At 61.7% G+C, this 24,060-nt stretch carries 24 protein-coding genes and 1 pseudogene; 4 read left to right on the top strand and 21 right to left on the bottom strand.

Features of this window, described 5'->3' with window-relative positions:
- Positions 1–4: 4 nt before the first annotated feature.
- The 15 genes from AWB65_RS36725 to AWB65_RS27910 form a co-directional block, all read right to left on the bottom strand.
- Positions 5–163 carry a hypothetical protein gene (locus AWB65_RS36725; protein WP_181505769.1) on the bottom strand — a complete coding sequence of 53 codons (159 nt, stop codon included), beginning with the start codon at positions 161–163 and terminating at the stop codon, positions 5–7.
- Between the two features lie 123 nt (positions 164–286).
- A complete protein-coding gene (locus tag AWB65_RS27975) occupies positions 287–1,921 on the bottom strand; it encodes an FGGY-family carbohydrate kinase (RefSeq protein WP_087670258.1) in 1,635 nt (544 codons plus the stop codon).
- 59 nt (positions 1,922–1,980) lie between these two features.
- A complete protein-coding gene (locus tag AWB65_RS27970) occupies positions 1,981–2,709 on the bottom strand; it encodes an SDR family oxidoreductase (protein WP_087670257.1) in 729 nt (242 codons plus the stop codon).
- A gap of 26 nt (positions 2,710–2,735) precedes the next feature.
- On the bottom strand, positions 2,736–4,019 hold the full coding sequence (locus AWB65_RS27965) for a sugar ABC transporter permease (RefSeq protein ID WP_235007799.1): 1,284 nt from the start codon (positions 4,017–4,019) through the stop codon (positions 2,736–2,738).
- Between the two features lie 14 nt (positions 4,020–4,033).
- Positions 4,034–4,837: an ATP-binding cassette domain-containing protein gene (locus tag AWB65_RS27960; protein WP_087670256.1), complete on the bottom strand. Its 804-nt coding sequence runs from the start codon at positions 4,835–4,837 to the stop codon at positions 4,034–4,036.
- 67 nt (positions 4,838–4,904) lie between these two features.
- The gene (locus AWB65_RS27955) at positions 4,905–5,963 is read right to left on the bottom strand and encodes an ABC transporter substrate-binding protein (protein WP_087670255.1); all 1,059 of its coding nucleotides are present in this window, start codon (positions 5,961–5,963) and stop codon (positions 4,905–4,907) included.
- Positions 5,964–6,146: 183 nt separating this feature from the next.
- Positions 6,147–7,151: an AraC family transcriptional regulator gene (locus AWB65_RS27950; protein ID WP_235007798.1), complete on the bottom strand. Its 1,005-nt coding sequence runs from the start codon at positions 7,149–7,151 to the stop codon at positions 6,147–6,149.
- A 312-nt stretch (positions 7,152–7,463) separates the two neighbouring features.
- Positions 7,464–7,688, bottom strand: coding sequence for a hypothetical protein (locus AWB65_RS36455; protein WP_235007797.1), 225 nt, complete (start codon positions 7,686–7,688; stop codon positions 7,464–7,466).
- 26 nt (positions 7,689–7,714) lie between these two features.
- Positions 7,715–8,011: a hypothetical protein gene (locus tag AWB65_RS27940; RefSeq protein ID WP_125474222.1), complete on the bottom strand. Its 297-nt coding sequence runs from the start codon at positions 8,009–8,011 to the stop codon at positions 7,715–7,717.
- 153 nt (positions 8,012–8,164) lie between these two features.
- A complete protein-coding gene (locus tag AWB65_RS27935) occupies positions 8,165–9,886 on the bottom strand; it encodes a methyl-accepting chemotaxis protein (protein ID WP_087670252.1) in 1,722 nt (573 codons plus the stop codon).
- Positions 9,887–10,251: 365 nt separating this feature from the next.
- A complete protein-coding gene (locus tag AWB65_RS27930; protein WP_087670251.1) occupies positions 10,252–11,127 on the bottom strand; it encodes a sugar phosphate isomerase/epimerase family protein in 876 nt (291 codons plus the stop codon).
- Positions 11,124–12,152 carry an ABC transporter permease gene (locus tag AWB65_RS27925; protein ID WP_087670250.1) on the bottom strand — a complete coding sequence of 343 codons (1,029 nt, stop codon included), beginning with the start codon at positions 12,150–12,152 and terminating at the stop codon, positions 11,124–11,126. Before AWB65_RS27925 ends, AWB65_RS27930 begins: the two co-directional genes overlap by 4 nt.
- Complete coding sequence (locus AWB65_RS27920) at positions 12,149–13,162, bottom strand: ABC transporter permease (RefSeq protein WP_087670249.1); 1,014 nt, start codon at positions 13,160–13,162, stop codon at positions 12,149–12,151. The genes AWB65_RS27925 and AWB65_RS27920 overlap by 4 nt, the downstream gene beginning before the upstream one ends.
- On the bottom strand, positions 13,155–14,723 hold the full coding sequence (locus tag AWB65_RS27915; protein WP_087670248.1) for a sugar ABC transporter ATP-binding protein: 1,569 nt from the start codon (positions 14,721–14,723) through the stop codon (positions 13,155–13,157). The genes AWB65_RS27920 and AWB65_RS27915 overlap by 8 nt, the downstream gene beginning before the upstream one ends.
- A 113-nt stretch (positions 14,724–14,836) precedes the next feature.
- Complete coding sequence (locus AWB65_RS27910; RefSeq protein ID WP_125474221.1) at positions 14,837–15,829, bottom strand: substrate-binding domain-containing protein; 993 nt, start codon at positions 15,827–15,829, stop codon at positions 14,837–14,839.
- A 236-nt stretch (positions 15,830–16,065) separates the two neighbouring features.
- Here AWB65_RS27910 and AWB65_RS27905 point away from each other — a divergent pair, with 236 nt between their 5' ends.
- Positions 16,066–17,121 carry a LacI family DNA-binding transcriptional regulator gene (locus AWB65_RS27905; RefSeq protein WP_087670247.1) on the top strand — a complete coding sequence of 352 codons (1,056 nt, stop codon included), beginning with the start codon at positions 16,066–16,068 and terminating at the stop codon, positions 17,119–17,121.
- Positions 17,122–17,160: 39 nt separating this feature from the next.
- Here the strand turns inward: AWB65_RS27905 and AWB65_RS27900 are convergent, their stop codons facing one another.
- From AWB65_RS27900 to AWB65_RS27880, 5 genes and pseudogenes are all read right to left on the bottom strand, one after another.
- Positions 17,161–18,231 (bottom strand): ABC transporter ATP-binding protein, encoded by a 1,071-nt coding sequence (locus tag AWB65_RS27900; protein ID WP_087670246.1) that lies wholly within the window; start codon positions 18,229–18,231, stop codon positions 17,161–17,163.
- A 19-nt stretch (positions 18,232–18,250) separates the two neighbouring features.
- Positions 18,251–19,042, bottom strand: coding sequence for an ABC transporter permease (locus AWB65_RS27895; RefSeq protein WP_087670245.1), 792 nt, complete (start codon positions 19,040–19,042; stop codon positions 18,251–18,253).
- Positions 19,039–19,977 (bottom strand): ABC transporter permease, encoded by a 939-nt coding sequence (locus tag AWB65_RS27890; RefSeq protein ID WP_087670244.1) that lies wholly within the window; start codon positions 19,975–19,977, stop codon positions 19,039–19,041. Before AWB65_RS27890 ends, AWB65_RS27895 begins: the two co-directional genes overlap by 4 nt.
- 20 nt (positions 19,978–19,997) lie before the next feature.
- Positions 19,998–21,116: an ABC transporter substrate-binding protein gene (locus AWB65_RS27885; RefSeq protein WP_087670243.1), complete on the bottom strand. Its 1,119-nt coding sequence runs from the start codon at positions 21,114–21,116 to the stop codon at positions 19,998–20,000.
- Positions 21,117–21,174: 58 nt separating this feature from the next.
- Positions 21,175–21,669, bottom strand: a pseudogene (locus AWB65_RS27880) (Na/Pi symporter); the annotation flags it as partial.
- Positions 21,670–21,879: 210 nt separating this feature from the next.
- Between AWB65_RS27880 and AWB65_RS27875 the strand changes: the two are divergent.
- Together AWB65_RS27875 and AWB65_RS27870 are read left to right on the top strand one after the other, a co-directional pair.
- Complete coding sequence (locus AWB65_RS27875) at positions 21,880–22,128, top strand: type II toxin-antitoxin system Phd/YefM family antitoxin (RefSeq protein ID WP_087670242.1); 249 nt, start codon at positions 21,880–21,882, stop codon at positions 22,126–22,128.
- Positions 22,125–22,514 (top strand): type II toxin-antitoxin system VapC family toxin, encoded by a 390-nt coding sequence (locus tag AWB65_RS27870; protein WP_087670241.1) that lies wholly within the window; start codon positions 22,125–22,127, stop codon positions 22,512–22,514. The genes AWB65_RS27875 and AWB65_RS27870 overlap by 4 nt, the downstream gene beginning before the upstream one ends.
- A gap of 277 nt (positions 22,515–22,791) precedes the next feature.
- On the opposite strand, the gene AWB65_RS27865 is transcribed toward AWB65_RS27870, so the two are convergent.
- Positions 22,792–23,148, bottom strand: coding sequence for a DUF1090 domain-containing protein (locus tag AWB65_RS27865; protein ID WP_235007795.1), 357 nt, complete (start codon positions 23,146–23,148; stop codon positions 22,792–22,794).
- 388 nt (positions 23,149–23,536) lie between these two features.
- On the opposite strand from AWB65_RS27865, the gene AWB65_RS27855 reads away from it, so the two are divergent.
- The gene (locus AWB65_RS27855; RefSeq protein ID WP_087670239.1) at positions 23,537–23,842 is read left to right on the top strand and encodes a hypothetical protein; all 306 of its coding nucleotides are present in this window, start codon (positions 23,537–23,539) and stop codon (positions 23,840–23,842) included.
- Positions 23,843–24,060 lie beyond the last annotated feature (218 nt).

Raw genomic sequence — 24,060 nt, 5'->3', positions numbered from 1 at the left:
CGACTCAGGGCCGTCGATGTACCCAGTCCTTCATCGGATGAGTGTCGAGCCAGCGAAGCTGCTGGTTCCGGTGATGCTCGCGCCGGTAGTGCTCGATCACGAGTATTCCTGCGAGTGCAAGAACGACTAGCCCCAACAGCACGACGGTCATCGATTCGGCCATGACAGACTCCCGAGGTTCGCGAAGTAAGTCGATTGTACTGCCGTCATGCCGCAAGCGCTGGCGAAACGAGCGGACGTGGCCTTGCCCGCGCGAGACGCCGCGGGCATTCCGTCGTCGACGAAACTAGCGTATTTCTCTCGCCACGCTCTGCAACCGCTGAAATGCGCGAAACCGTGCCTCGTGCAATGCCGCAATGTCGCCCGCTTCGGGCTCATAGGTCCTGCTGACCCGCGACATGGCGGCCATCGCCGAGCGCACGTCGTCGAACAGACCGGCCGCTACGCCGCCCAGAATCGCGGCCCCCAGAAGCACCGGCTCTTCCGCCTGCGTGGCGAGCACCGGCTTTCCTGTCGTATCCGCGAGCAGTTGCCGGACGAGGTCGAGCCGTCCAGCGCCGCCACTGATCACGACCCGCTCAATCGGCGCGCCGGCCACGGCCTGCACTTCGATGATCTGGCGAAGGCCGTACCCGATACTGCAGATGCCCGCAACGTAGAGCGCAACGAGGCTTTCAAGGTCGCTCTCCATCCCGAGGCCCGCGATGACCGCTCGTGCGTGAGGGTCGGCGTGCGGAGCGCGGTTTCCCAGAAACTCCGGAACGACATGCAAGCCGCGCGCCGCCATCACCGCCCCCGAGAGGCCGTCAGCCGCCTCGGCAGCGAGACCCGCCAGCATGACCGGCACGGATTGACCCGCCTGCTCGGCGAGGCGTCGGGCCTCGGGCGCTGCCGGGTGCATCGAGATCAACTGTTCGATGGCCGCGCCCGCGACCGATTGACCTCCCTCGTTGAGCCATGCGTCGGGCACCATCGCCGAAAAATACGGCCCCCAGACGCCAGGCACGAAGACCGGACTCCGGGTCGTGGTCATCGTGCACGACGAGGTGCCGAAGACGTAGGCAAGGCAGGATTCGGGCTCACCCTCGACGCCGACCGTGCCGATCCCGCCAGCATGGGCATCGATCACGCCCGCCGCGACGGGCGTCCCGGTGCGCAGGCCGAGTTCCGCGGCGGCGCTTTCCGTCAGGCCGTTTCCAAGCGGCGTTCCCGGGTCCACGACGCTCTGGCCGATGCGCGCGAAGGCCTCGTCCGCCAGCACGCCGAGCCCGACGCTGCAGAAGTAGCTTTCGTCCCAGCGCCTTTCGTGCGCCAGATAAGTCCATTTGCACGTGACCGTGCACGTCGATCTGGACAGATCGCCGGTCGCGCGCCAGGTCAGGAAGTCGGTCAGGTCGAAGAATTGCCAGGCCGCCGCGAAGACGGCCGGCCGGTTTTCGAGGAGCCACAGGAGCTTCGGTGTTTCCATCTCCGGCGAGATCTTGCCGCCCACGAATTTCAGCACTTCGTGGCCCGCGGCGTTGATGCGCTCCGCCTGCTCCAGGGCGCGGTGGTCCATCCAGACGATGATGTCGCGTTCGGCTTGCTCGGACGGGCCCACGGGCAATGGCTGCCCGCCCTCTCCCAGGACGACGAGCGAGCAAGTGGCATCGAAGCCGATGCCGGCGATCTGATCGGGCGACACCTTCGCCTGCGAGAGCGCGTCCTTCACGGAACGGCACACGGCGCTCCAGATTTCGCCGCTCGACTGCTCGACGATGGAGCCGCTCGCATGGAACAGCGTGATGTCGTGCTTGGCCGACGCCAGCATGCGGCCGGCCAGATCGAAGATGCCAGCGCGGGCGCTGCCCGTGCCCACGTCCACGCCGATGACATAGCGCGGGCTGTCCGCCGCGCCGGAGTTCGGGCTATTCGAGGTCATAGCTCACTGTCTGTCGTAGGAATAGTCCCGGCCGACAGTACGCCGCGCCGGGCCATGTTCTAGAGATCGACGCTATTCGGAAGGATCACCAGGTCGCGAATGGTCACGTTGCGCGGCCGCGTCAGCATGAAAAGTACCGCATCGGCGACTTCTTTGGGCTGCATCAGGCTGCCCGAGGCGAGCGCCTCGTCCATCTTCGCCTTCGGCCAGTCATCGAGCAGCGCGGTGACGACCGGCCCCGGCGCCACCGCGCCGACGCGCACGCCGTGCTTCGCGAGCTGGCGCCGGGTCGTGTGGACGAAGGCCTGCACCGCGAATTTGGAGGCCGTGTAGATCGGCTCCCACACCACCGGGACGATGCCCGCGATCGAGCTGGTGAAGATGATGTCGCCCGATTTCTGCGCGACCATGTGCGGCAGCACGGCGTGAACCGACCGGAACGCAGCGTTGACGTTCAGGTTCAGCACGCGATCCCACTCGTCGGGATTGCCATCGAGCACGTCGCCGCCGATGTAGGCGCCGGCGTTCGCATGAAAGATGTCGAGGCCGCCAGCCAGATCGAGGATTTTCGGCAGCAGCGCGGAAACCTCCGACGGCTGCAGCAAATCCACGACCAGCGGCAGCGCGTTCGGCCCCAGTTCCGCGCAAAGCTGCTCCAGCCGCTCCTTCGCACGATCCACCAGAACGACCTTCGCGCCTTCCGCGATCAACGCACGCGCGCACTCGAGGCCGATTCCCGACGCCGCACCCGTGATGGCGGCGGCCTTTCCCTTCATCGATTCAGACATTGACTGCTCTCCTGGATTCTCTGGAATTACGCGCGGCCATGCGAGACGCGGGACTGCCGGGCGAGCGAGTCGACGATCACGGCGATCGCCAGCACCGCGCCCGTGATCATGAAGCGCAGCGAGGACGACAGGTTCAGCAGCGTGAGGCCGCTCGCGATCGACTGGATCACGATGATGCCCAGCACCGCCGAATACGCACTGCCCCGGCCACCGAAGAGACTGGTGCCGCCGATCACGGCCGCTGCGATCGCGTTGAGGTTGACGTCGCCGGTGCCGGCCTGCTGGCTGGCCGACGCGAGCCGCGCCGCAGTCAGCACGCCGCCGAGCGCGGCGAAGCTCGCGCACAGCACGAACGCGCTCGTGTAGATCGCGCCGACCTTGATCCCCGCGCGCCGCGCGGCTTCGTGATTGCCGCCGACCGCGTTCATCGACCGGCCCCAGCGAGTCCGCTTCAGCGCGTAGTCCATCGCGACCGCGAGGCCGAGGAAGAGTCCGAACATCAGCGGAACGCCGCGTCCCTGATTGAGATACGCGACGACGATCTCCAGAAGCACCGTGATCGCCAGACTGCGTACGAGCAGGCTGCCCACCGAGGGCGCCGAAAGATTGGACGCACGACGGCGTTCGCGCGTGCGCAGCCCGATCAGCAGGGTCAACGCGCCCGGCACCAGCGCAAGGACGTACGAGACGATGGCGGGAATGACCATCAATTGCCCGAGGTTCACCATCGTCGACCCGTACGGCAGGTTGATCGAACCGGTTGCGCCGAGGACGTACAACTGCATCCCGAGGATCGCGAGCAGCCCTGCGAGCGTCGCGACGAAGCTCGGCATGCCGAGTTTGTTCAGCAGCAGCGCGTAGAGGGCACCGACCACCGCGCCGACTACGATTGCCGCCACGATGGCAAGCAGCACCGGCCAGCCGTAGTTGACCCAGAGCGTGCCCACCAGCGCCGAAGCGAAGCCGCTCATCGAGCCCACCGACAAGTCGATCTGTCCCACCATCAGCACGCAGACGATGCCAAGCGAGATCACTCCGACCGTCGAACAGTCGAACAGCAGGTTCACCAGGTTGTTGGCCGAGAGAAATACCGGATTCAGGCTGGTGAACACGGTCCAGATGATGACGAGGCCCGCGATGACCGGGAGCGAACCCAGATCGCCCGATTTGACCCGCTCGACGAAGGCGCCGACGGCCCCGCCGACTCCGGCCGCGTGCTTGACGCGGACATCGCTGCGATCGAGCAGCGTCGATTTTTGCGGAGCGACCTGCGTATCGCGCGGTTGACCGCCTTGCATTTCATTGCTCATGATCGTTCCTTGGTCTATACGCCCTGTTCAGCCTGGCGCCGGCCGGCGCGGCGAGACACCGCGTTTTCCGTGGCGCCGGTGATGGCGGCCACCAGTTCCTGATTCGAGGAGTCGGGATAAAAGACGCCGTTGTTGCGGCCGAGCCGCAGCACCACGATGCGGTCCGCCACGGCGCGCACGTCCTCCATGTTGTGGCTGATCATGATGACCGCGTGGCCGCGATCGCGTACCCGCTCGATCAGGTTCAGCACCTCGGCGGTCTGCGCGACGCCGAGCGCGGCCGTCGGCTCGTCGAGCATGATCAGCTTGGGATCGAGCAAGAGCGAACGTGCGATCGCCACGGTCTGACGCTGCCCGCCCGAGAGCGAAGCGACCACGTCGCGCACGCTCGGGATGCGCGCCGACAGCTCGTTCAGCAGCGTCCAGGCTTTCACTTCCATCGCGACTTCGTCGAGGCGCAGCGGACTCAGCTCGCGCCCGAGGTAGATATTCGCGACGACGTCGAGGTTTTCGCACAGCGCGAGATCCTGGAACACCGTCGCGATGCCGAGATCGAGCGCCGCAGCCGGATCGGGCAGCGTGACCTCCTTGCCGCGAAAGCTGATCGTGCCCGCGCTCGGTTGATGTACGCCGGCGAGCACCTTCACCAGCGTCGATTTCCCGGCCCCGTTGTCGCCCACGAGGGCGACGACCTCGCCGGCGTGGACGTCGAGTTCGATATCCGTCAGGGCGGAAACCGCCCCGAAGTGCTTCGAGACACCGCGCAGGCTCAGCACCAGCTCGCCTCGGCCGGATCGTGTCGTGGAGTTATCAGTCATAGGACGGCTACCTCTTGATGAATTGAGGGATCAGGCACGAGCCGATCCCTTCGAGCGTCGTGCCGGATCAGTTCGCAATTCCCAGGCTCTTGCACCCTTCGGCATAGCGGCCGGTACACAGCTCCTTCGCGCTCACGATCCCTTTGTCGACGACATCCGACTTGATGTTTTTCGCGGTGATCACCGTCGGCGTGAAGAGCTGGGACGGGGTCTTGAAGAGCGTCCTTTCCGCTTTCGGCGCCTGGCCCGACAGGAAGCCGACCGCCACCTTCGCCGCCGCCGCCGCGACGATCTCGCTCGGCTTCAGGATCGTGTTGTACTCGTCGCCGGCTACGATCAATTGCAGTCCCGCGAGCGTCGCGTCGTTGCCGGTCACCGGGGGCAATGGGTTCACACCGGCTGCCTTGAAGGCCGCGACGGCGGCGCCGCCCGTGCCGTCGTTGGCGGCGACGACGCCGACGATCTGCGCCCCGAAGCGGGTGATCTGACCGCTGACCCATTGCTGGGCCTTCGGCGGCGCCCAATCCGGCGTGTCGTACTCGGCGAGCGTCTTGTAGCCGCTGCCCTGCAACCCGGCATGAATGCCGTTCTTGATGAGTCCCGCGGCAGCGTCGGTCGGCGAGCCGTTCACCTGGAGCACGCCGCCCTTGTCGGTCGGCACGCCTTTTTCTTTCAGATGCTGGACGAGCGATTGCGCGATGGCCTTCCCGATGCCTTCGTTGTCGAACGACACGTAGTAGTCCGCCGGCGTCGACGGCACGGGGCGGTCATAGGCGATCACCTTGATTCCCTGGCTTTGCGCCAGATGAACGAGGGACGCGGCAGCGGTCGAATCGACCGGGTCGAGGACGATCACCTTCGCCCCTTGCGAGATCACGGAATTGAACTGCTGCTGCTGCGTCGCGACGTCGGCGTTGGCGTTCTGGTAGAGCACTTTGCAGTCGGGGCAGAGCTTCGTCATTTCAGCCTTGAAACCTGGAAAGTCATGCTGTTCGTAACGCGTCGAGGCCTGGTCAGGCATCAAAAAAGCCACCGTGCCACTGGGCGCGGCCAGTGCCGGCGTGCCGCTCAAGAGGCTGAGGGTCAGCGCGCTGGCGCAGATCAGATGGTTCGAAAGTCTGGTCATCGAAATGTCTCCGTTTTTCTAAAGAATCCGGCGCAAAGCTGCCGTAGTTGAGCCTCAGGGGCTTCTTGCTGGTTGCATGAATTCTTGATGGCGGCGTCGGGCGGAGAATCGCAAGGACGAGTTCGCCCTGCGCGATGCTTCATACGAGCGTCGCGTTCCGTTGCCTGCCGATGGGAAATCCCGCTAGCTGAACGCTTCGATTGCGTTCGTGACGTCGGGCGTTTCAATCGCGCTGGCTGCATTGAGTTGCTGATACGCCCGCCATCGGGAGGGCGACATGTCCTTCAACAACAGGAACTGGCGATTGAAATTCGAGAGATTGTTGAAGCCGACCTGATAGCAGATTTCGGTGATGCTCAGTTCGCCCGACATCAGCAACTGGCAGGCCAGATTGATGCGCAACCGGTTCACGTACTGCACGAAAGGCACGCCGGTATGCCGCCGGAAATAGCGCGAAAAGGCGCTGGCACTTTGTCCCGCGAGCTCGGCCAACTCCGATTCCCGCAAATCCTGCGACAGGTTCTTACCGATATACGAAAGCACATGGTTGATACGCGTTTCCGCGTAGCGCGCAGGGTCCGCGTGGTAAGCGGCGCTTGCGAGCTTCAGCGGCTCGGCACTCTGCACGAGCAGATCGAGCAACGTAACGAACAGCGTGATGCGCCGCATGCCTTGGGCGACGAGCATCTCGCGCAGGATCGGTTCGGCGGCAGCGCCCGTTTTCGGTGTGAACAGCACGCCCCACCTCGATGCATCGAGCAAGGACTCCACACGCTTGAGCTCCGGGAACACCTCGATCGCGCGCGCGATGAACCCGGTATCGAACTGGAGGATCAGGCAGCGCTCATCGACACGCTCGCCCGGCGGCACGTTACTAACCCAGTTGTGCGGCAGGTTGGGGCCGGTCATGACGAGGTTTCCGGGCTCGAAATCGCCGATGTAATCGCCGACGAAGTATTTGCCCGTCGTTGCCGTAATCAGTTGAATCTCGAATTCAGGGTGGAAGTGCCAGCGCACCGTGCGATAGGGATAACCATGCGACCATGCCTTGAATGACTCGTCATGCGGAACGGCGACGAGTTCGAGGTCCGGCTGGACGATGTTGGCACGGCGTGCATCGGTACGCGCGACACGGCAGTAGCCGCATGTGCCGCACTGACATGCCGTCGCCCGCATGATGGTATCCATTGTCGTCCTCCTGACCAGCTTTTGTTTTCGGGCGATTTGCGCAAAAAGATATTTGCGCCGCCATGCGTGAACATTAGCTCCCCCCGGGCTAATTCACTACCGAAATTGAAACCGGTCACCGATACTTTTTTGCATCCGGGTAAGTCCGTACCGCATCAAAAGTCAACTTTTGTGCAAAGCAGCAACGCTTGCGTATGTCGAAATGGTCGCTCGGACTGGTTTCGACGAGCGGGGGTCGGGGTTAATCGACGCCGCAACGCTGACGCTGGCTCGCGCCGGACAATGAGGCGCCCGTCTGCTTCGTGGGAAGATTCACTGCACGTCGGCGATCACCTGCGCATGTGCGTCCTGCACGACACTCCTGACGAGGCTCCCGACCATCTCCAACGAAGATAACTGCCCGTACGTCTCGCCGCTTTCGGCGTCGATCACGACGTAAATGTCGTCCACGCGCTTTATCGCGGTCACGAAAAAAACATTCATCCCTCCACCCTCGCTATCACTCTCGGCCGCTGAACCGGCGCCGGCATGGCTCATTCGACATCGCCCGATATCGCTCTGTATCAGACCGTCAAGAGCCATCCCTTTTTCCTGCTGCCGTCAATCGAATGCTCGAAGCCCGCATCGAATCGCCAGTTCCAGCTTGGTTCGGGCATCTCCAGATCGGCCGATTTCTTACACGCGTCGATTTGCTGCTTCGCCTGATGCGGGTTCGCGAAGAACTTCATGCTCCCGAACACGACGCTGTACAGAGGGACTGTGGCGTCGACCAGGAAAATGATCGCCCGCCGCCCCGGCGCGAACTCATAGGTCGTGGTCGCACCGACCGATAACGGAAACAAAACTTCACCAGAGGACATAGTGACTGCTCGAATACAAAAATGGATGTTAGGCGCTGTGGTCGAGGAACCAACCGCGTCATGCGTAGTATTGCGGTTAGCGCGTGAACCGAACGCTGCCTTGCCCGGGGTCAATGTGACGCGACATACTTCATTGGCGTAGCCCGCTCCAACTCAGAATGTTTGCCAATCGGAATGACTTCCTGCCGTGGCACCGGCGAGCCTCGCAGAGGTCGTAGCGCGAGTGGCGAGTTTCGTTGTCACGCTTGCCGGTCGTTTGGTTGCTGGCGCGTGACGTGACGTGCCGGTGAAACGCTCGGTTGCATCGACTTCAAGGCGGAAGAACGATACTGCCTCTGTCAAGTGACGGCCCTGATCTTCCAGCGACTGAGAGGCGGCCGCCGCCTCCTCGACCAACGCGGCGTTCTGTTGGGTCACCTCGTCCATCTGCGTGATCGCCAGGTTGACCTGCTCGATGCCGCGACTCTGCTCTCCCGAGGCGGCCGCGATTTCGCCCATGATGTCGGTGACCCGCGCGACCGCCTGCGTCACTTCCGCCATGGTCTTTCCGGCCTCGCTGGCAAGCACGGAACCGTCCTGAACCTTTTGCACCGACGTGTTGATCAGGTCCTTGATCTCCTTGGCGGCGCTCGACGAACGCTGTGCGAGACTGCGCACCTCGCTTGCCACCACGGCAAAGCCACGACCCTGCTCGCCCGCACGCGCGGCCTCGACTGCGGCGTTCAGCGCAAGAATATTGGTCTGAAACGCAATCCCCTCGATGATGCCGGTGATGTCCGCAATCTTCGTCGAGTTCTGGCTGATGTCACCCATCGTATCGACGACCTGGCTCACCACGTCGTTGCCCTTCTGCGCCACGTCCGACGCGTTGGCGGAAAGCGCGCTCGCCTGTTGAGCGTTCTCAGCGTTCTGCTTCACGGTCGCGGTCAGTTCCTCCATGCTGGAGGCCGTCTCCTGCAACGACGACGCCTGCTGCTCAGTGCGCGAGGACAAATCCACGTTGCCCGTGGCGATCTGGCTCGACCCGGTCGCGATGCTGTCGGCGGCCGTGCGAACCTGGCCGATCAAGTCGACGAGGCTGCGCTGCATCTCACCCATCGATGCGAGCACGCTTCCCGCCGGCGCATGCTGCGCACCCGGAATCGTGCTGAGATCGCCGCCTGCGACGCGCTGCGTCACTTCGCCGAGTGCTGCGGGCTCGGCTCCCAATGAGCGCGTCAAACTGCGCGTAATCAACACTCCGGCCGTGACCGCGGCCAGAATCGCCGCGAGGCAAATCGCGATCAACAGATTTCGCTGGCTCGCATAGTGGTCGGCTGACTCCCGCACCAACTGCGCTTCACGCTCGCTGGTGACGTCCGAGTAATTCTTTGTCGCCTTGATCAACGCGTCGAGCAGCGGCCGGCACTCGGCATTCATCTTTGCGATGGCCTCGTCATGCTTGTTGTTCAAGGCGAGATTGACGATCGCCTGCGCAACCGGCCCGTACAACGATTCGACACGATCGATTTCGGCGACGAGTGCCCGCGCCTGAGGGCTCGCGTCACTCGCGGTGCCCATCAGGTCCTTGAGCTTGCGAAGGTTCGCCTGCACGTCTTCGTGCGCTTGCGTCACGGCGGCCTTTTCGAGTTCGAGGTCCGGGGCTGTCGTCACCAGCACCAGGTTACGCGCGGCGATGGCACGCCGGTCAACCGCTGTCCGCACGTGCTCGGCCGCATCTGCGCGTGCGTTGATGCCGGACATATAGTGAGAGAACCGCTCGTTGGAGTCGCTCAGCGCATTCAGCGACATGCCGGAGATCACCAGAACAGCGGCAGTGAGCAAACCGAATCCCACCGCCAGCTTCGCCTTGACCGTCATTTGTTTTGTATTCATCTCGCCCCACTCCCCTCTTGCCATGGATTCACCGCCTCGACCCGCTACTGGCGCGAAGAGACGCACACGTATCGGATAAGCGCGTTCCGCGACGAAGTCGACGGGAACCGCTGCGTGACCATGATTACGACGGGTTTGGTGATTCCTGAAGCTAGACAAATCATCGATTCATTGCCGCAAACGTTATCTGCGGAAAATAAAATCGCGCGGAAAGCGGATTTTGCTCTACTTAATCACTTATGACAGATTGGCTATACGGAATGTCGAGCGAAGCGGCGCACGGTGAAGGCGTCTATCCCTCGCCGCCGCCAAATTTGCGGACCATACAATTCGGCGGCCGCGCCGCCTAAATCACTCGACGAAGCTCAGTGGTGCTCGCGAGCCTTCGCCGCAGCGTTGATGCCGCCGGCCATGAACTCGTGAGCATGTCTGGCCAGGTCCATGCCGTCGTCCCACAAGTTGCGCCAGATGGCCAACGCGTTGGAAAGCTGCTCGTTCACGACCGTGGACGAGAAGCTTTCGAACGTCACGACACCCTTGTAGTCGATCATGGCAAGCGCATGGAAGAATTGCGAGAAGTCGATGGTGCCGGAACCGAGATAACCCCGATTGCTTTCACCGATGTGCACGTAGCCGAGGCGGCTGCCGCACTCCAGAATCGGCTGCATGAAATCGGATTCTTCAATGTTCATGTGGTAGGTGTCGAGGTGAACGACGACATTGGGCGCGTTGACTTCGTCGAGCATCGCGAGCGCTTGCGAAGCGGTGTTGAGCAGGTTGCTCTCATAGCGGTTCACGACCTCCAGCCCAAGCGTCACATTTTTCTTCAGCGCGAAATCAGCAATGCGCTTGAGGGAGTCGACGGCGTTCTGACGCCCCTTCTTCGTGACGGGCGCGTTGTACTTGCCCATCGCACCGTACAGAATCCCGCCGAAATACTTGCCGCCGATTTCCGACGTGATGGCGATGCCTTCTTCCAGCAGCGCGACACCGCGAGCGACCGTGGCGGCGTCGTCGCTCGACACGTCGGCGTCGAAGGTCAGACCCCGCGAGCAGCCGACCTCCAGCTCATGCTCCTGCACCAGATCGCGCGTAAGAGCCAGGTCCATCACCTTCGGGCCGTGCAGGGACAACTCAGCGACGTCGAATCCAGCGGCCTTCGTCGAGCTCAAAACCTTGCGGGTCGACTCCGGCGAGAGATCACCCGCCCATACCAGTGCGTGTACGCCAAGCTTGTTCATCGTGCAACTCCTTGAGAAGCGGTCACGCGCCTGCGGACCAAAGTTTTGGAAAGACCGTTCGCCCACGCCCAGCGAAGGAGCATCACGGCAAGCAGGAAGACGCCCCACAGCGCGGTCGCCAAATGCTGGTTGGCGCCGAGCAAATTGAGACCGGATGCGATGACCTGAAGAATGATGAGTGCAATCACGACGGGAACCACACGCCCGAAGCCACCGAAGGGATCGACACGACCGAGGAAACACGCCAGCACCGAGATGAGCAGGAATGCCTCGCCGTGGCCGACGCGAACCGAGTTGAATCGCGCGGCCATGACGACGCCCGCGATACCGCACATGAGCCCCGACAACATGTAGATTCGCGTGACGGCGCGCGTGGTGGCGATACCCGAGTACCGCGTGGCTTCCAGATTCGACCCGACCATGCGCGTCGCGAAACCCAGCCGCGAGCGCGTCATCACGATGTGCCAGAGCAGCGCGCACGCGAGAAAGATCAGGAGCGGAATGGGGATGCCAAAGAAGAAGCCGTTGCCCATCTGGCGCACAAACGGCGGAAACCCTGAGATGTCTCCACCGCGCGTCAGAAATTCGCCCAGGCCGCGAAGAAAAATCATCATCGACAGCGATACGAGGATCGGGCTTGCCCCAGTACGAGCGATGACGGCACCCATTACCCAGCCCGCAGCGGCGCCGGTCGCCAATGCGGCGACGATGCCAAGAACGATGACTGCCGCCCCCGCGTCCGCGCCGCCGTGGGTTTGAATCACGTACGCCATTGCCAGACCCGAGATGTTCGCCGTAAAAGTCACGGCGAGGTTGAACCCACCCGAAATCAACGGCATCAGCATGGCCAGCGTGAAGAAGCCGAGTTCCGGAAGCTGGAACGCCACTGACACAAAGGTGCTCGACGAGAAGAAGCGATCGGAGGCGATGCTCAGGACCACGATGACGATCGCGAGAAATCCGAGCAGCCCAACAACGTCGGCCGGTACGAGCGGCGCAGACGAGCGATGAGATGAGGTATTCATGACGAGGCCTTTACGCTTTGTGACGTGAATCGCGTTCCCACGAGCTTGGCGAAGCCGCCGCTGGACAAGGTGATGGCGATAAGGATGATGGCGCCGATGATCATCTTGAACGCGTACGGCGAGATGCCAAGCAGGTTCAACCCGTTCGCGGTAATCGCGGTCAGCAAGATGCCGAGGATGGAACCGAGGATGGTCCCGCGTCCGCCGCCCAGGCGAGCGCCGCCCAGCACGACTGCAGCCAGTACGTCGAGCTCACGTCCGTACAGCGCATTCGGCACGACCTCTTGCACGTAATGAGCCTGCATCAGTCCCGCAATCCCCGCCATCATGCCGAGCCAGCCGAAGGCGACGTAATGCATCGCTCCGAGATTAACGCCCACGCGTCGTGCGGCCTCCGGGTTGTCGCCCATCGCGTACAGTTGGCGGCCGGTCGTGGTGCGACGAAGCAGGAACCACGTGGCAACGACCATCACGACCATTACCGCAACGGGCAGAGCCAGATTCGCATTGCCGCTTGCCGTGTTGAAGTGGACGATCGACACTCTATTGATCCACCAGTCCGGCAAGTCGTAGATGGACACGCCACCCGTCACGAACATCAACCCGCCGAAAAACACATTGAACGTCGCAATCGTCACCACAATGGAGACGATCTTGAAACGGTAGATGATGGTGGCGTTGATAGCACCGAGCATGAAACCAAAAAACGCGGCCGCGAGAAACCCCAAAGCCCAGTTCCCACCGCCCAGTCGCATTACCGTCAGTGCCGTCAGGTACTGGACTACCGACGCACCTACCGCAAACGAGATGTCAATCCCTCCCGCAATCAATACAACCAACAATCCGACCGCGAAGATGATATTGACGGAACTCTGGTTCAGCAGGTCAAACAGGTTAGGCAGGGTAAAAAAGGTCTTGGTAGTCAGGCTGAGGCCAATCACCATGATGGCGATGACAAGAATCAGGAGGGCCTCGATCGAACCGATTCCGAGTTTGCGAAAATCAGGCATGGACGTCTCGCTCGATCTGTTCCATGGTTGTCTTGCCCGGCACGTACTCGGTGACGATCCGTCCGTCGCGCATATGCAGAATACGGTCGGAGTTGAAGTAGACCTCCGGAATCTCGTCAGAGATAAGCAGGATAGCCATGCCCCCGGCCGCGAGCTTATGAATGATGGCGAAGATGCCAGCCCGGGCGCCCACGTCGACACCGACGGTGGGCGAATCCAGTATCAGGAACTTCGGGTTCGTCGCCAGCCACTTGGCGAGCACGATGCGCTGCTGGTTGCCGCCCGACAGTGTCGAGACCGCGTCATCGGGCTTGCCAATTTTCACGGCGAGTTGCTGAATCCAGTCGTGAATCAAGGCGTTGCGCTTCCTGGACGAGATGAGTTGAGTCGAGTCCAGAAGGTCGTTCAATACTGTCGAAACCGTGTTGTCCCCGATCGATTGCTGCTGAACCAGCCCTAGCTGGAGGCGGTCCTCCGATACGTAAGCGATGCCCGCGCGAATCGCATCCCGATTGGACCGGGGCGACAACGCCTTTCCTTCGATGCGCATCGACCCGGCCGCTGGTCGCGTCATTCCGAACAGAGACAGCGCGACTTCGGTTCTTCCCGCTCCAAGACGACCCGTCAGCCCCAGAATCTCGCCTTTCCTTACTTTGAACGAGACGTCCCGATATTCACGCCGGCGAGACAAGCCCTGAACTTCGAACACGACAGGAGCGGCCGAGAGGTCGGTGCTCCGGACTTCATAGTCGAAGGTCCGCCCGGTCATGAGTTCGGTGAGGCGCGTTTGCGTCATCCCTTCCGTCGGGAATGTGCCGACGTACTGGCCGTCACGCAAAACGGTCACGCGCGTGCAGACATTGAGCACTTCGGCAAGACGGTGGCTGACGAACACGACGGCGATTCCATCGGCCGAAAGTCGCCGAACGATCTTCAGCAGCGCCTCGGTTTCTGCGTGGCTGAGCGAGGCCGTCGGCTCGTCCATGAAGACCAGGCGGGCGTCTCTCACGAGCGCGCGCGCGATGGCTACGATCTGGCGCTGCGCGATGGGAAGAGAGCGGACCGAACGGTTCAGATCGATGGAAACACCGAGCCGCTCCAGAATTCGACGCGCTGCCTCTTTCATCTTCCCGTAGTTCACCACACGCGGCCGGGGTCCAAGGTTCTGTTCGAAAGCAATGTTCTCCGCGACTGTCATCTCCGGGAAAAGCGCCAGGTCCTGCCAGATGACCTGGATACCAAGGTCGCGAGCACGCGCCGGGTCGAGGCCTTCGATGGACTCACCGTCCATCTGCATCACTGCACCGGGTTCGGGTGTATAGACGCCGCTGATGATCTTGATGATGGTGCTTTTACCGCAGCCGTTCTCGCCCGCGAGACAGAGCACTTCGCCGGGCATGACGTCGAACTTCACTTCGCGCAGCGCCCGGACGCCTCCAAACACTTTGGAAATGTTTTCGAGCTTCAACAGCGGCGTGCGGTCGGCTTCGAGAATGGGCGGGGCAAAATCGATGTCGCCTCGTTGCGAGTCGACGGAATGGGTGGAGGCGGGTTGACTCATGGAAACGCTCCGATGGTACTGGCGTGTGGCCGTTGCGCGCTCGCGCGCGACTTACCCGTAACCGCCGGGTGAGCGTCGTCGCGGTGCCCACCCGTTCGGAAAAGGAGTTGTCGTCAAAGACCCATCTTCGCGAGGTCATCAACGGTTTTTGCGTTGAGGTCGACGAGTTGGTCGACGATCAGGTTGTGACCATCGGGATGAACGACCCCCAGACCCGGAATGTTCGTGCCGTCCTTGATCGGTTGTCCCTTGACCAGCATCGTTCCCAGCGTCACGAATACTTCGCCGGCGACGGACGGGTTCCACATGTAGCCGCCCGAGAGCACGCCATCGTGAACGAGACGCCGGCCTTGCCCCGGTGAGAACGGACCGAGAACCTGAACCTTGCCCTTGGCCTGCTGTTCGGCAACGGCGCGAGCGGCGCCAATCGGACCCTGGCTGCCGAATGCGAGAATGCCCTTCAGGTCAGGATGCGCGCGCATCAGATCGAGTGCGGTCTTGCGCGACGCGTCGACGTCTTCCGCAACGCCGTAGCGGTCACCTACCAGCTTCATGCCCGGATAGTTGGCCTTGATGTAGGCGATGGCTGCATCGGCCCACGCGTTATGCAGGGGCACAGTCAGCGAGCCGACGAAGACCGCATACTCGCCTTTGCCGCCGAGCGCCTCGCCCAGACGCTTGCCATACGCCTCGCCGAAGCCCTTCACTGAAGCCAGTTCAAAGTCCCAGTCGACGTTTTGCTGTTTCGGCGACTCGTGCGTGATGACCTTGATACCGGCCGCGCGGGCGCGCTGGAGAACAGGCTCCAGAACCTGGGCGTCGTTAGGTACCACACCGATGACATCCACGTGCTGCGCAATCAGGTCTTCGATGGCACGGACTTGCAGCGCGGGGTCAGCGCTCGTGGGGCCAACCATGAATGCCTTCACGCCGAGCTGATCTGCGCGCTTCTTGATTCCCTGCTCCATGGCATTGAACCAGGGAATGCCGCCGATCTTCACAACGACGCCGATGACCGGCTTGTCCGGCGACGCAGAAGCCAGGTTCGTGGCCAAGGCAAACGCAATGGCGCCGACGCTCAACGTACGGATGATGTTTTTGAACATGTCTCCTCCGAATTACGCCTGGTCATGGCACCAGACGCTGGAAAGTGAATATTGGACACCCCGGATTTTGATGGCCTGCTAAATGTTGCTAAATCCATTTAGCAATTCGGGTTCGTGTATGCTGAATCTATTTAGCAAACCGGTCGACTCGTGCAAACCCTGATATTTCGCGCTTTCTCAAACGGGATAACTTTCACGGATTACGACCGGCGGGAAATCGCCCTCGGAGCACTTTGATGGCAAGCAGTAACCCCACACGCAAATCCACGATTTACGATGTCGCGAAGGCGACAGGCTCCTCGACGGCGACCGTAAGCATGGTGCTCAACGGCACTTGGGCGCGCTATCGGATCAGGGAGGAGACCGCGAATCGGATTCTCGACGCCGCGCAGAAACTCGGCTACGCCGTCAACATGAAAGCTCGCGGGCTCCGTCTCTCGCGCTCGGGTTTGGCCGGCATGATTCTTCCGCATTACCGGAACCGGTTTTTCGCGGCACTCGCGGAGACCTTCGAGGTCGAGGCGCGCGGCCGTGGACTTTGTCCGATGGTGGTGGGTACACAGCGTGACCCCACGGTCGAAGTCAGCGTGACTCAAACACTTCTGTCGCAACGAGTTGAATTGCTCTTTATCGCCGGCGTGCGTAATCCAACGCCGCTGAACGAACTGTGTGCCGCTGCCGGCGTACCTTGCATCAACCTGGACCTGCCGGGCGACGGAGCACCATCGGTTGTTTCAGACAACCGCAAAGGCGCTCGGGCGATCACCGATGTTCTGATCGAAAAGCTTCTGGCTGGCGGCCATACGCCGGATGAGTTGATCTTGCTGGGCGGGGTTGCGGGTGAATACGCAACCGAGATGCGGATCGCGGGCTTTAGAGATGCGTTTGAAGCGCGCGGCTTGTCGCCAGCAAGAGACGCCATCGAATGTTGCGGGTATAACGCGGCCGCTGCCAAGCGCGCGCTTGCAAAGCGCTACACGACGCTCGGACGCCTTCCAGCGGGTTTGCTATTGAATTCGATTACCGCGTTCGAAGGGATCGTTCAGTTCACGGCGACATTGCCGCTGGAAGCGTGGAAATCGGCGGTAGTCGGTTGCTTCGACTGGGACCCGTTCGCGGCGTATCTTCCGTTCGATGTGACGATGCTGCGGCAAGACGTTGAAACGATCATTTCGGAAGCGTTCAGGTTGGCAGAAAGCTACGATCCGAAGGACAGGTCCCTCATTCTTGTGCCGACCGGACTGGGGAAAATGTTCGAGGAGGCCGAGCAGACGAAGGAGTTTGACCGCTAGACGTCACCGGTCCTCAGCTGATCGCAGAGTGCCTCTCGCCTAGACGGCGTTCTCGTCCAGCACGAGCAGGTTGTCGTGCGAGAAACCGAGAGAGACTGGCTGTCCGCGTTCCGGCAAGACGCGGTTAGGATCATTGAAAACATCGAGCGAAATGACGGAGTCCCTCACCCGCGCGCGAATGCGCACGATGGCGCCAAGAAAACTGATTTCCTCGACCGTAGCTTCGAGCGAGTTCCGTCCGCTCGATGGCGGCTCCAGCAGGACTGCCTCGGGTCGTAGCGCCAGCAGACGCTCCTTGCCGGCATCGTCTGGCGGGAACGGCCGCGAAGTCACCAGTTCCTGACCATTCACGGCGACGCGTCCCGTTGCCGGATCGATCACGAGGCCGGTCAGGATGTTGAGCGTACCCACGAACGACGCGACGAAGCGTGTGCGTGGAAAGTTGTAGATATCGAGCGGCGAGCCCGTTTGCTCGACACGCCCGTCGTTCATCACGACGATCCGGTCCGAGATCGACAGCGCTTCCTCCTGATCGTGCGTGACGAAAATCGACGTGATGCCGAGTTCACGCTGCAGCGCCCGAATGTCCTCGCGCAGGGAGACGCGAATTTTCGCGTCGAGCGCGGAAAGGGGCTCGTCGAGCAGCAGCACCTGGGGCTTGCGCGCCAGCGCACGCGCCAATGCCACGCGCTGTTGCTGTCCGCCCGACAACTGCCACGGATAACGCTCGGCCAGATGCGGCAGCTTGATCAGTTCGAGCATTTCGGCAACGCGAGCGTCCATCTCCCTCGGCGAACGCTTTGCGACCTTCAACGCGAATCCGATGTTTTGCGCCACCGTCATGTTCGGAAACAACGCATAGGACTGGAACACCATGCCGACGGCGCGATCGCGCGTGCGCACATGCGTGACGTCACGCCCATCCAGGCGGATCGAGCCGCGCGTGGGTGTCTCGAATCCGGCGATCATACGCAGCACGGTGGTCTTTCCACAGCCAGAGGGGCCGAGAAACGTGATGAATTCCCCTTGCGCGATCTGCATGTCGAACCGATGCAGCGCGACGTTCGGCCCGAACGCCTTATGGAGATTGTCGATCTCGAGGAATGCCATGGGTCGCGGCCTCGCCGGCTCAAGTTTTGTGGCCGGCCAGCGCGCGCGCCGAGCCGAACACCTGGATCAACCCCATCGACGCCCACGTGACAATGAAGGCGATGATCGCCAGCGCCGAGGGCTCATAGGCACGGTTCGCGCCGACCAGTTGCAGGTACGGTCCGAACGCCGGGCGATCCAGCAGGCTCGCAAGCGTGAATTCGCCGATCACGACGGCAAACGTCAGGAACGCGCCGGACAGAATCCCTGAGCGCACGTTCGGGAAGATCACGCGAAACAGGATCGTCATCCAGCCCGCGCCGAGGCACTCGGCGGCCTCGGTCAGCGAGCGGACGTCCACGGCGCGCATACCGGCATCGACGGCGCGGTACATGTAAGGCAGCGAGAGCGTGACGTAACCGAACACGAGCAACAGATCGGTCGCGCGTTCGTTGCTGGTGAGCGGCAGAATCGAACTGCTGTTGTAGATGCGCAGGTAGCCGAAGACAATCACGATGGCCGGTATCACGAGCGGCAGCAAGGTGATGAACTCGACGACAGGCCGCAGCTTCGGCAAGCGCAGTTGTACCCAATACGCAGTGGGCACGACGAGCACTACGCCGATCACGACGGTAAGCAACCCCATGAGCACCGAATAGCCGAACGAAGCCTGAAATTGGGGATCGCCGAGGACGACGCGATACGCGTCGAAGCTGTAAGCGTCACGACGCATCCGCAGGCTGAACTCGAAGGTCGCAGCAAGTGGAATAAAAAAATACAGTGTTCCGATGATCATCGCGACCCAGGCGCCGGCGCGCGATTGCGATTTCATCGGCGTCCCCTTTCCGCTCGCGCGCGCAACCAGATGTAGCCGCCGTTTGACAAGCCCGTGACCACGACCATGCCGAGCGCGAGTGCATAACCGAGATTCTGGTTATGCAGGACGTCGCCGCGAATTTGCGCGTACAGCAGGATCGGAACGATATTGAGCGAACTGCCGGTCAACGCGTAAGCCGTGGCGACCGCTCCGAACGCGTTGGCGAACAGCAGCAACGTCGCACCGAGCAGGCTCGGCCACAAGACCGGCAAAGCGACGTAGCGCCAGTACTGCGCCGCCGTTCCCCCGAGGCAGTCGCACGCTTCCCGCCACTCCCGCTTCAGACCATCGAGCGCCGGAGTGATGATGAGGACCATCAACGGAATCTGGAAGTAAAGGTACGTGATGGTCAGTCCGAAGAAGCTGAGAATGCTGAACCCGGTGGAATACAGATTGAAGCCGAGGTATTTCCTCGCCAGCACCGTTACGAGGCCCACGCGACCCAATGTGCAGATGAAGGCGAACGCAAGCGGCACGCCCGCGAAGTTGGACGCGACGCCCGAAAAGGTCATGAGCGTCGGCCGGATCCACGCGGGCAACCGGCCGTGCACCGCGGCCCAGGCGAGCAGCGCGCCGAACAGCGCGCCGCCGGCGGCGGATGCGACGCTCACCTTCACGCTGATCCAGTAGGCATCGAGCACGGCAGGCTGAAACAGCTCGCGAATATTCGCTAGCGTGAAGTGCCCCTGCGCGTCCTGAAACGCGCCGATCATCAGAAAGGCAGTTGGCAACAGAAGAAACAGCAGCGCGAACGCGAAAAACGGAACGACGCCAGCATAAGTCAGCCAACTCGCTCCGCTCTCCGCCCGCACGGGTCCGGGCTTCGGCGCAGGCGCGGCCGGCGCCAGCAAGTCCGGGCCTGAAGCGCCTGGCTGCGGAGATGCGCTCATCCCGGCGGTCTCGTCCGCGCCTACTTTACGTTCGCGCCAACGACCTGGTCCCAACCTTTGGTCACGGCGTCCTTCGTGGCGTTCTGCTGATCGAGCGTCGGGAAGACCGCGTTGCCATAGGACGATGCAGGCGGCAGCTTCGCGAGCAGCGCCTGCGGCACCTTTTTCTGCGCGACGAGTTCGTTGTAGCGTATCGGATGGCAGTATCCGGCAAGCCAGCCGAGCTGCCCTTCGTCGGAATAGAGAAATTCCATCCACAGCTTCGCGGCATTCGGATGAGGCGCGTAGGCGCTGATCGCCTGCACGTAGACGCCCGCAACCACGCCCGTCTTCGGCACGATCACCTGTACTTTCGGATTGCCTTTGAGCGTGTCACGATCGGCAAGCGCGTTGTAATCCCAGCGGACGATGATCGGCGTTGTGCCCTGCGCGAGCGACGCGGCCTTGCCGATCACCGGCACGAAGTTGCCGCTTTTGTTCAGATCGGCGAAAAACTTGAGACCCGCCTGGTCGGCTTTGGCTGCATCGCCCTTGCTCTGCGAGAGGCCCGCCGCATAAACGGCCTGAATGGCCTGATTGGCCGAGCGCGGGTCGCCTGCAAGCGAAACCGCATTGCGATAGTCGGATTTGAGCAGATCGCCCCAATCGGCAGGCGGCTTGTCGATCATGTCCGCGTTGACTTCGAACGCGAGCACGCCGTAATAGTCGCCGTACCAGTAGCCGTCCGCATCCTTGGAAGCGGCCGGGATCGCGTCCCACGTCGATACCTTGTAAGGCTGCAACAGGCCGTCCTTTTTCGCGGACGGACCGAACGACAGGCCGACATCGATCACGTCGGGCGCTTGCGGTCCCTTGTTGCCTTTGTTTGCCTTGATCGCTTCGATCTCGTCGCCCGAGCCTGCATCGGGGTTGAGTTCATTGACGTGGATGCCGTATTTTTTCTGGAATGCGGCAATCAGCGCACCGTATCCGCACCAGTCATGCGGCAGTGCGATCGTGGTCAACTGCCCTTCCTGCCTGGCCGCTGCGACGAGCGCGTCGGGTGGCGCAGCCGATGCAGGGTTGATGCCGCCACCAGTCAGTCCTGCCGCTGCTGAGATCGAAAGGATACGGCCTGCCCAGACACGCTTCATCGTCATCGCTGTTCCCGAAAGGAAGGTAGTGCGTTGAAGAGATCCGCCGATTGCCGATGCAGGCTAAATTCAAATCTCCAGATTTGCAAGCTACCAAAAAGGGACGGCTTCGCGTTTTGACGGATGGCATCGCGAAGCCGGCGCCCACCAGTGCATCGAGCATCGTGTCGCCTGTGAGCGCGCCAAACATCACGCGCACGCCCGCGCCCTGCATCATCGGCTGCGCCGCTTCGACAATGAGATGAAGCGCGAGAAGAATCAGTCCTAGCCCGATGATCGTACGCCCTACCTGACCGCCCCGGGTCTGTTTGCGAGTAAGAAACAGCGGCACGCCAAACAGGATCAGAAGCGGTGAGAGCCAGGAAAGATCGAGCGTCAGCACGCGCGCCATCAGCGCGGTGCCGACGTCCGCTCCCAGCATGACGGTCAGACCAGCGGCCAGTGGCACCAGACCTTGCGCCGCAAACGACGTAATGATGACGGCCGTCGCATTACTGCTTTGTACGAGGCTCGTGACGCCGATGCCCGCCAGAAATGCGCGCTTCTTGTTGCCGGTGTTAGCTTGTTATGCAGTTCGTCGTATCCGGCCTCCGCATGGGGGACGAGCGGCGTGTAGCCGAACGCTCGCGTGCACGTACCCTGGTCAAACGGCTTATGACCCGTTGTGACGTATGGGGTTTTGCCCGCTGGGATCAAAGCGAAAAATGCCTTGCCAATCTCCAGCGGCATGATTAAACTAAGTCCATTGAACTAAGTTTGACGGGCTATCATGCAAATCTACAACATGCACGACGCCAAAACCAATCTCTCGCGGCTGATCGAGGAAACGGTCAATGGCGGTGAGCCGTTCGTGATCGCCAAATCCGGGAAGCCATTGGTCAAGGTGGTCAGGATCGATGCGGAACCCGAGAAGCCGCTGCGGCGCATCGGGTTCATGAAAGGCCAGATGAAAGTGCCCGCCGATTTCGACACGATGGGCGCGGACGAAATCAGCAGCATGTTCGAGGACGCCAAGTGAAGCTTTTGCTCGACACCCACCTGCTACTTTGGGCTGCGGCGGATGATCCTGCATTACCTCACGAGGCACGCGTCGCCATCGAAAACGTGGAAAACACGCTTTTTTTCAGCGTCGCGAGTATTTGGGAGATCATCATCAAAAGCGCGCTGGGCCGCGACGACTTCAAGATCGACGCACGGGTGCTGCGTCGGAACCTGCTGGATGCCGGCTACGAAGAACTTCCGATCGAGGCTCCGCACACGTTCGAAGTTGCGCAGCTACCGCCATTGCATAAAGATCCGTTTGATCGTGTTCTCATCGGACAGGCAATGGCCGAAGGAATCGTGCTGCTAACGCACGATGAACTCATAAAGCAATACGATGTCGCGCCAGTACGCTTCGTTTGAGACGAGACAAGGGGGCACAGTGTGCGACCCTTTTCGTCAGACCGCCAGCGCGAATCTTTTGCTTGTTTGACAGCGCCAGCGACCGGCCTTCGCCGACACCACCCGTCGAACTCGCGCGCCACCCGCGTGCGATTGCCCGATCAACGAACGCGTACCCAGTGCCGCCCCGCACTGCGTGTCAAAGTCGTCTCAGTCACGTTGTCGAACATCATTCACCCATGGCGGCCGGCACAATCTGCATCGACCATCCATCACCCGGAGTTTTGCGAGCAAGCATTCACTGGGACGCTTCCGCCTGCAGTCTCTCGAGCTCCGCATGCGCCTTGTCGACCTTGCGCTGCCGGTCGGCGATTTTTTTCGCGCTTTTGCCGTCGGCCTTCGCTTCTCGAAGGTCTTGCTCGCACTCGGAAAGCTCCTTTTGCGCCCGCGTCACTTTGCGTTGTGCTTCGCTGCGCAATGAAGCATCGGTGCAGTTCGCGTTCATTTCAGCGAGCGCGGTTTCGAGGCCATCGACACGCTTCGCATTGCCGTGCGCCTGCGCATAGGCGATCTCTTGCTCTATCGAGTGGCGCTTCGCATCGCAGCTGCTCGGTTGAGCGGAACACAGCACCGGAAAGACGACGATGCCGAGCAAGAATCCTTTGACCAGTTTCAAGAGAAGCCTCCGGGTGCCTGTGCTTTTCGATGTCGAGATTCGACGCGGCAATAGTACTTCCAAACGCGACGACGGTTGGCGAGAGAACCAAAGCACAGATGGTTTCTGAGTTTCCCGCTGGCGTAATCGCCGTTCTGCGCCCGCCTAGCCAGTCGAACCTGCGTCTCAAGCTTCGCTCATCAAGCGAGTGTCCTCGCTCCAACGATTCATGATCCGTCTCACGAAGGGCTCGCTCGTCGGTTTGCTACCGGCTGAAACGCAAGGTTGACCGCTGATCCGCGTCCTCATTCTTCGCTCATTGTCGGCCGCCATAATCCTTCTCAAGCGATGCGCACTTTCGTCGCACCCGGTTTCGAGGAGAAAAATCATGATAAAGATCGGTCATGCCGTCGCCGCTGCGGTGCTCGGCGTCGGGCTCGTCAGCGCCGCGCAGGCGCATGTGTTCGTGGGCGTGAACGTAGGCTTGCCGGTCGTGCCTGTGGCGCCTGTCGTGATGGCGCCGCCCGTCGCGATGGTCGCGCCGATGGTTCCCTATGCGCCCGTCGCGGTATATGCGCCGCCAGTTCCCTATTACGCGGCACCCGTGCCCGTCTATGCCCCGTCAGTCGCGGTCGGCTACTGGGGACACCCGGGCTGGCCAAGCCGTCACTACGCAGTCGGCTACTGGCGTTAAGCGCGTCGATGACCAAGACCCGGTCCAATTCCGGACGCGACGAGCGCGTCTGGTTGGGACGACGCGCTCACATCGACGCTCGGCTCGCTGCGCATTGCAGTACTGGAACTTCACGTAGAGCCAGCCGAACGGAGCCAGAGTGGCTGACGGTCTGACACGCGCATAAGCTTCGCAACTACGCAGCGACCGCCGTTTGACGCGCGCTCGGCAGCATGCGA

Origin of the sequence: Caballeronia humi (assembly GCF_001544475.1) — a bacterium.
Taxonomy (GTDB): Bacteria; Pseudomonadota; Gammaproteobacteria; order Burkholderiales; family Burkholderiaceae; genus Caballeronia; species Caballeronia humi.
Note: the sequence above shows the minus strand (reverse complement) of the source record. Positions and strands in the feature narration are given on the sequence as shown.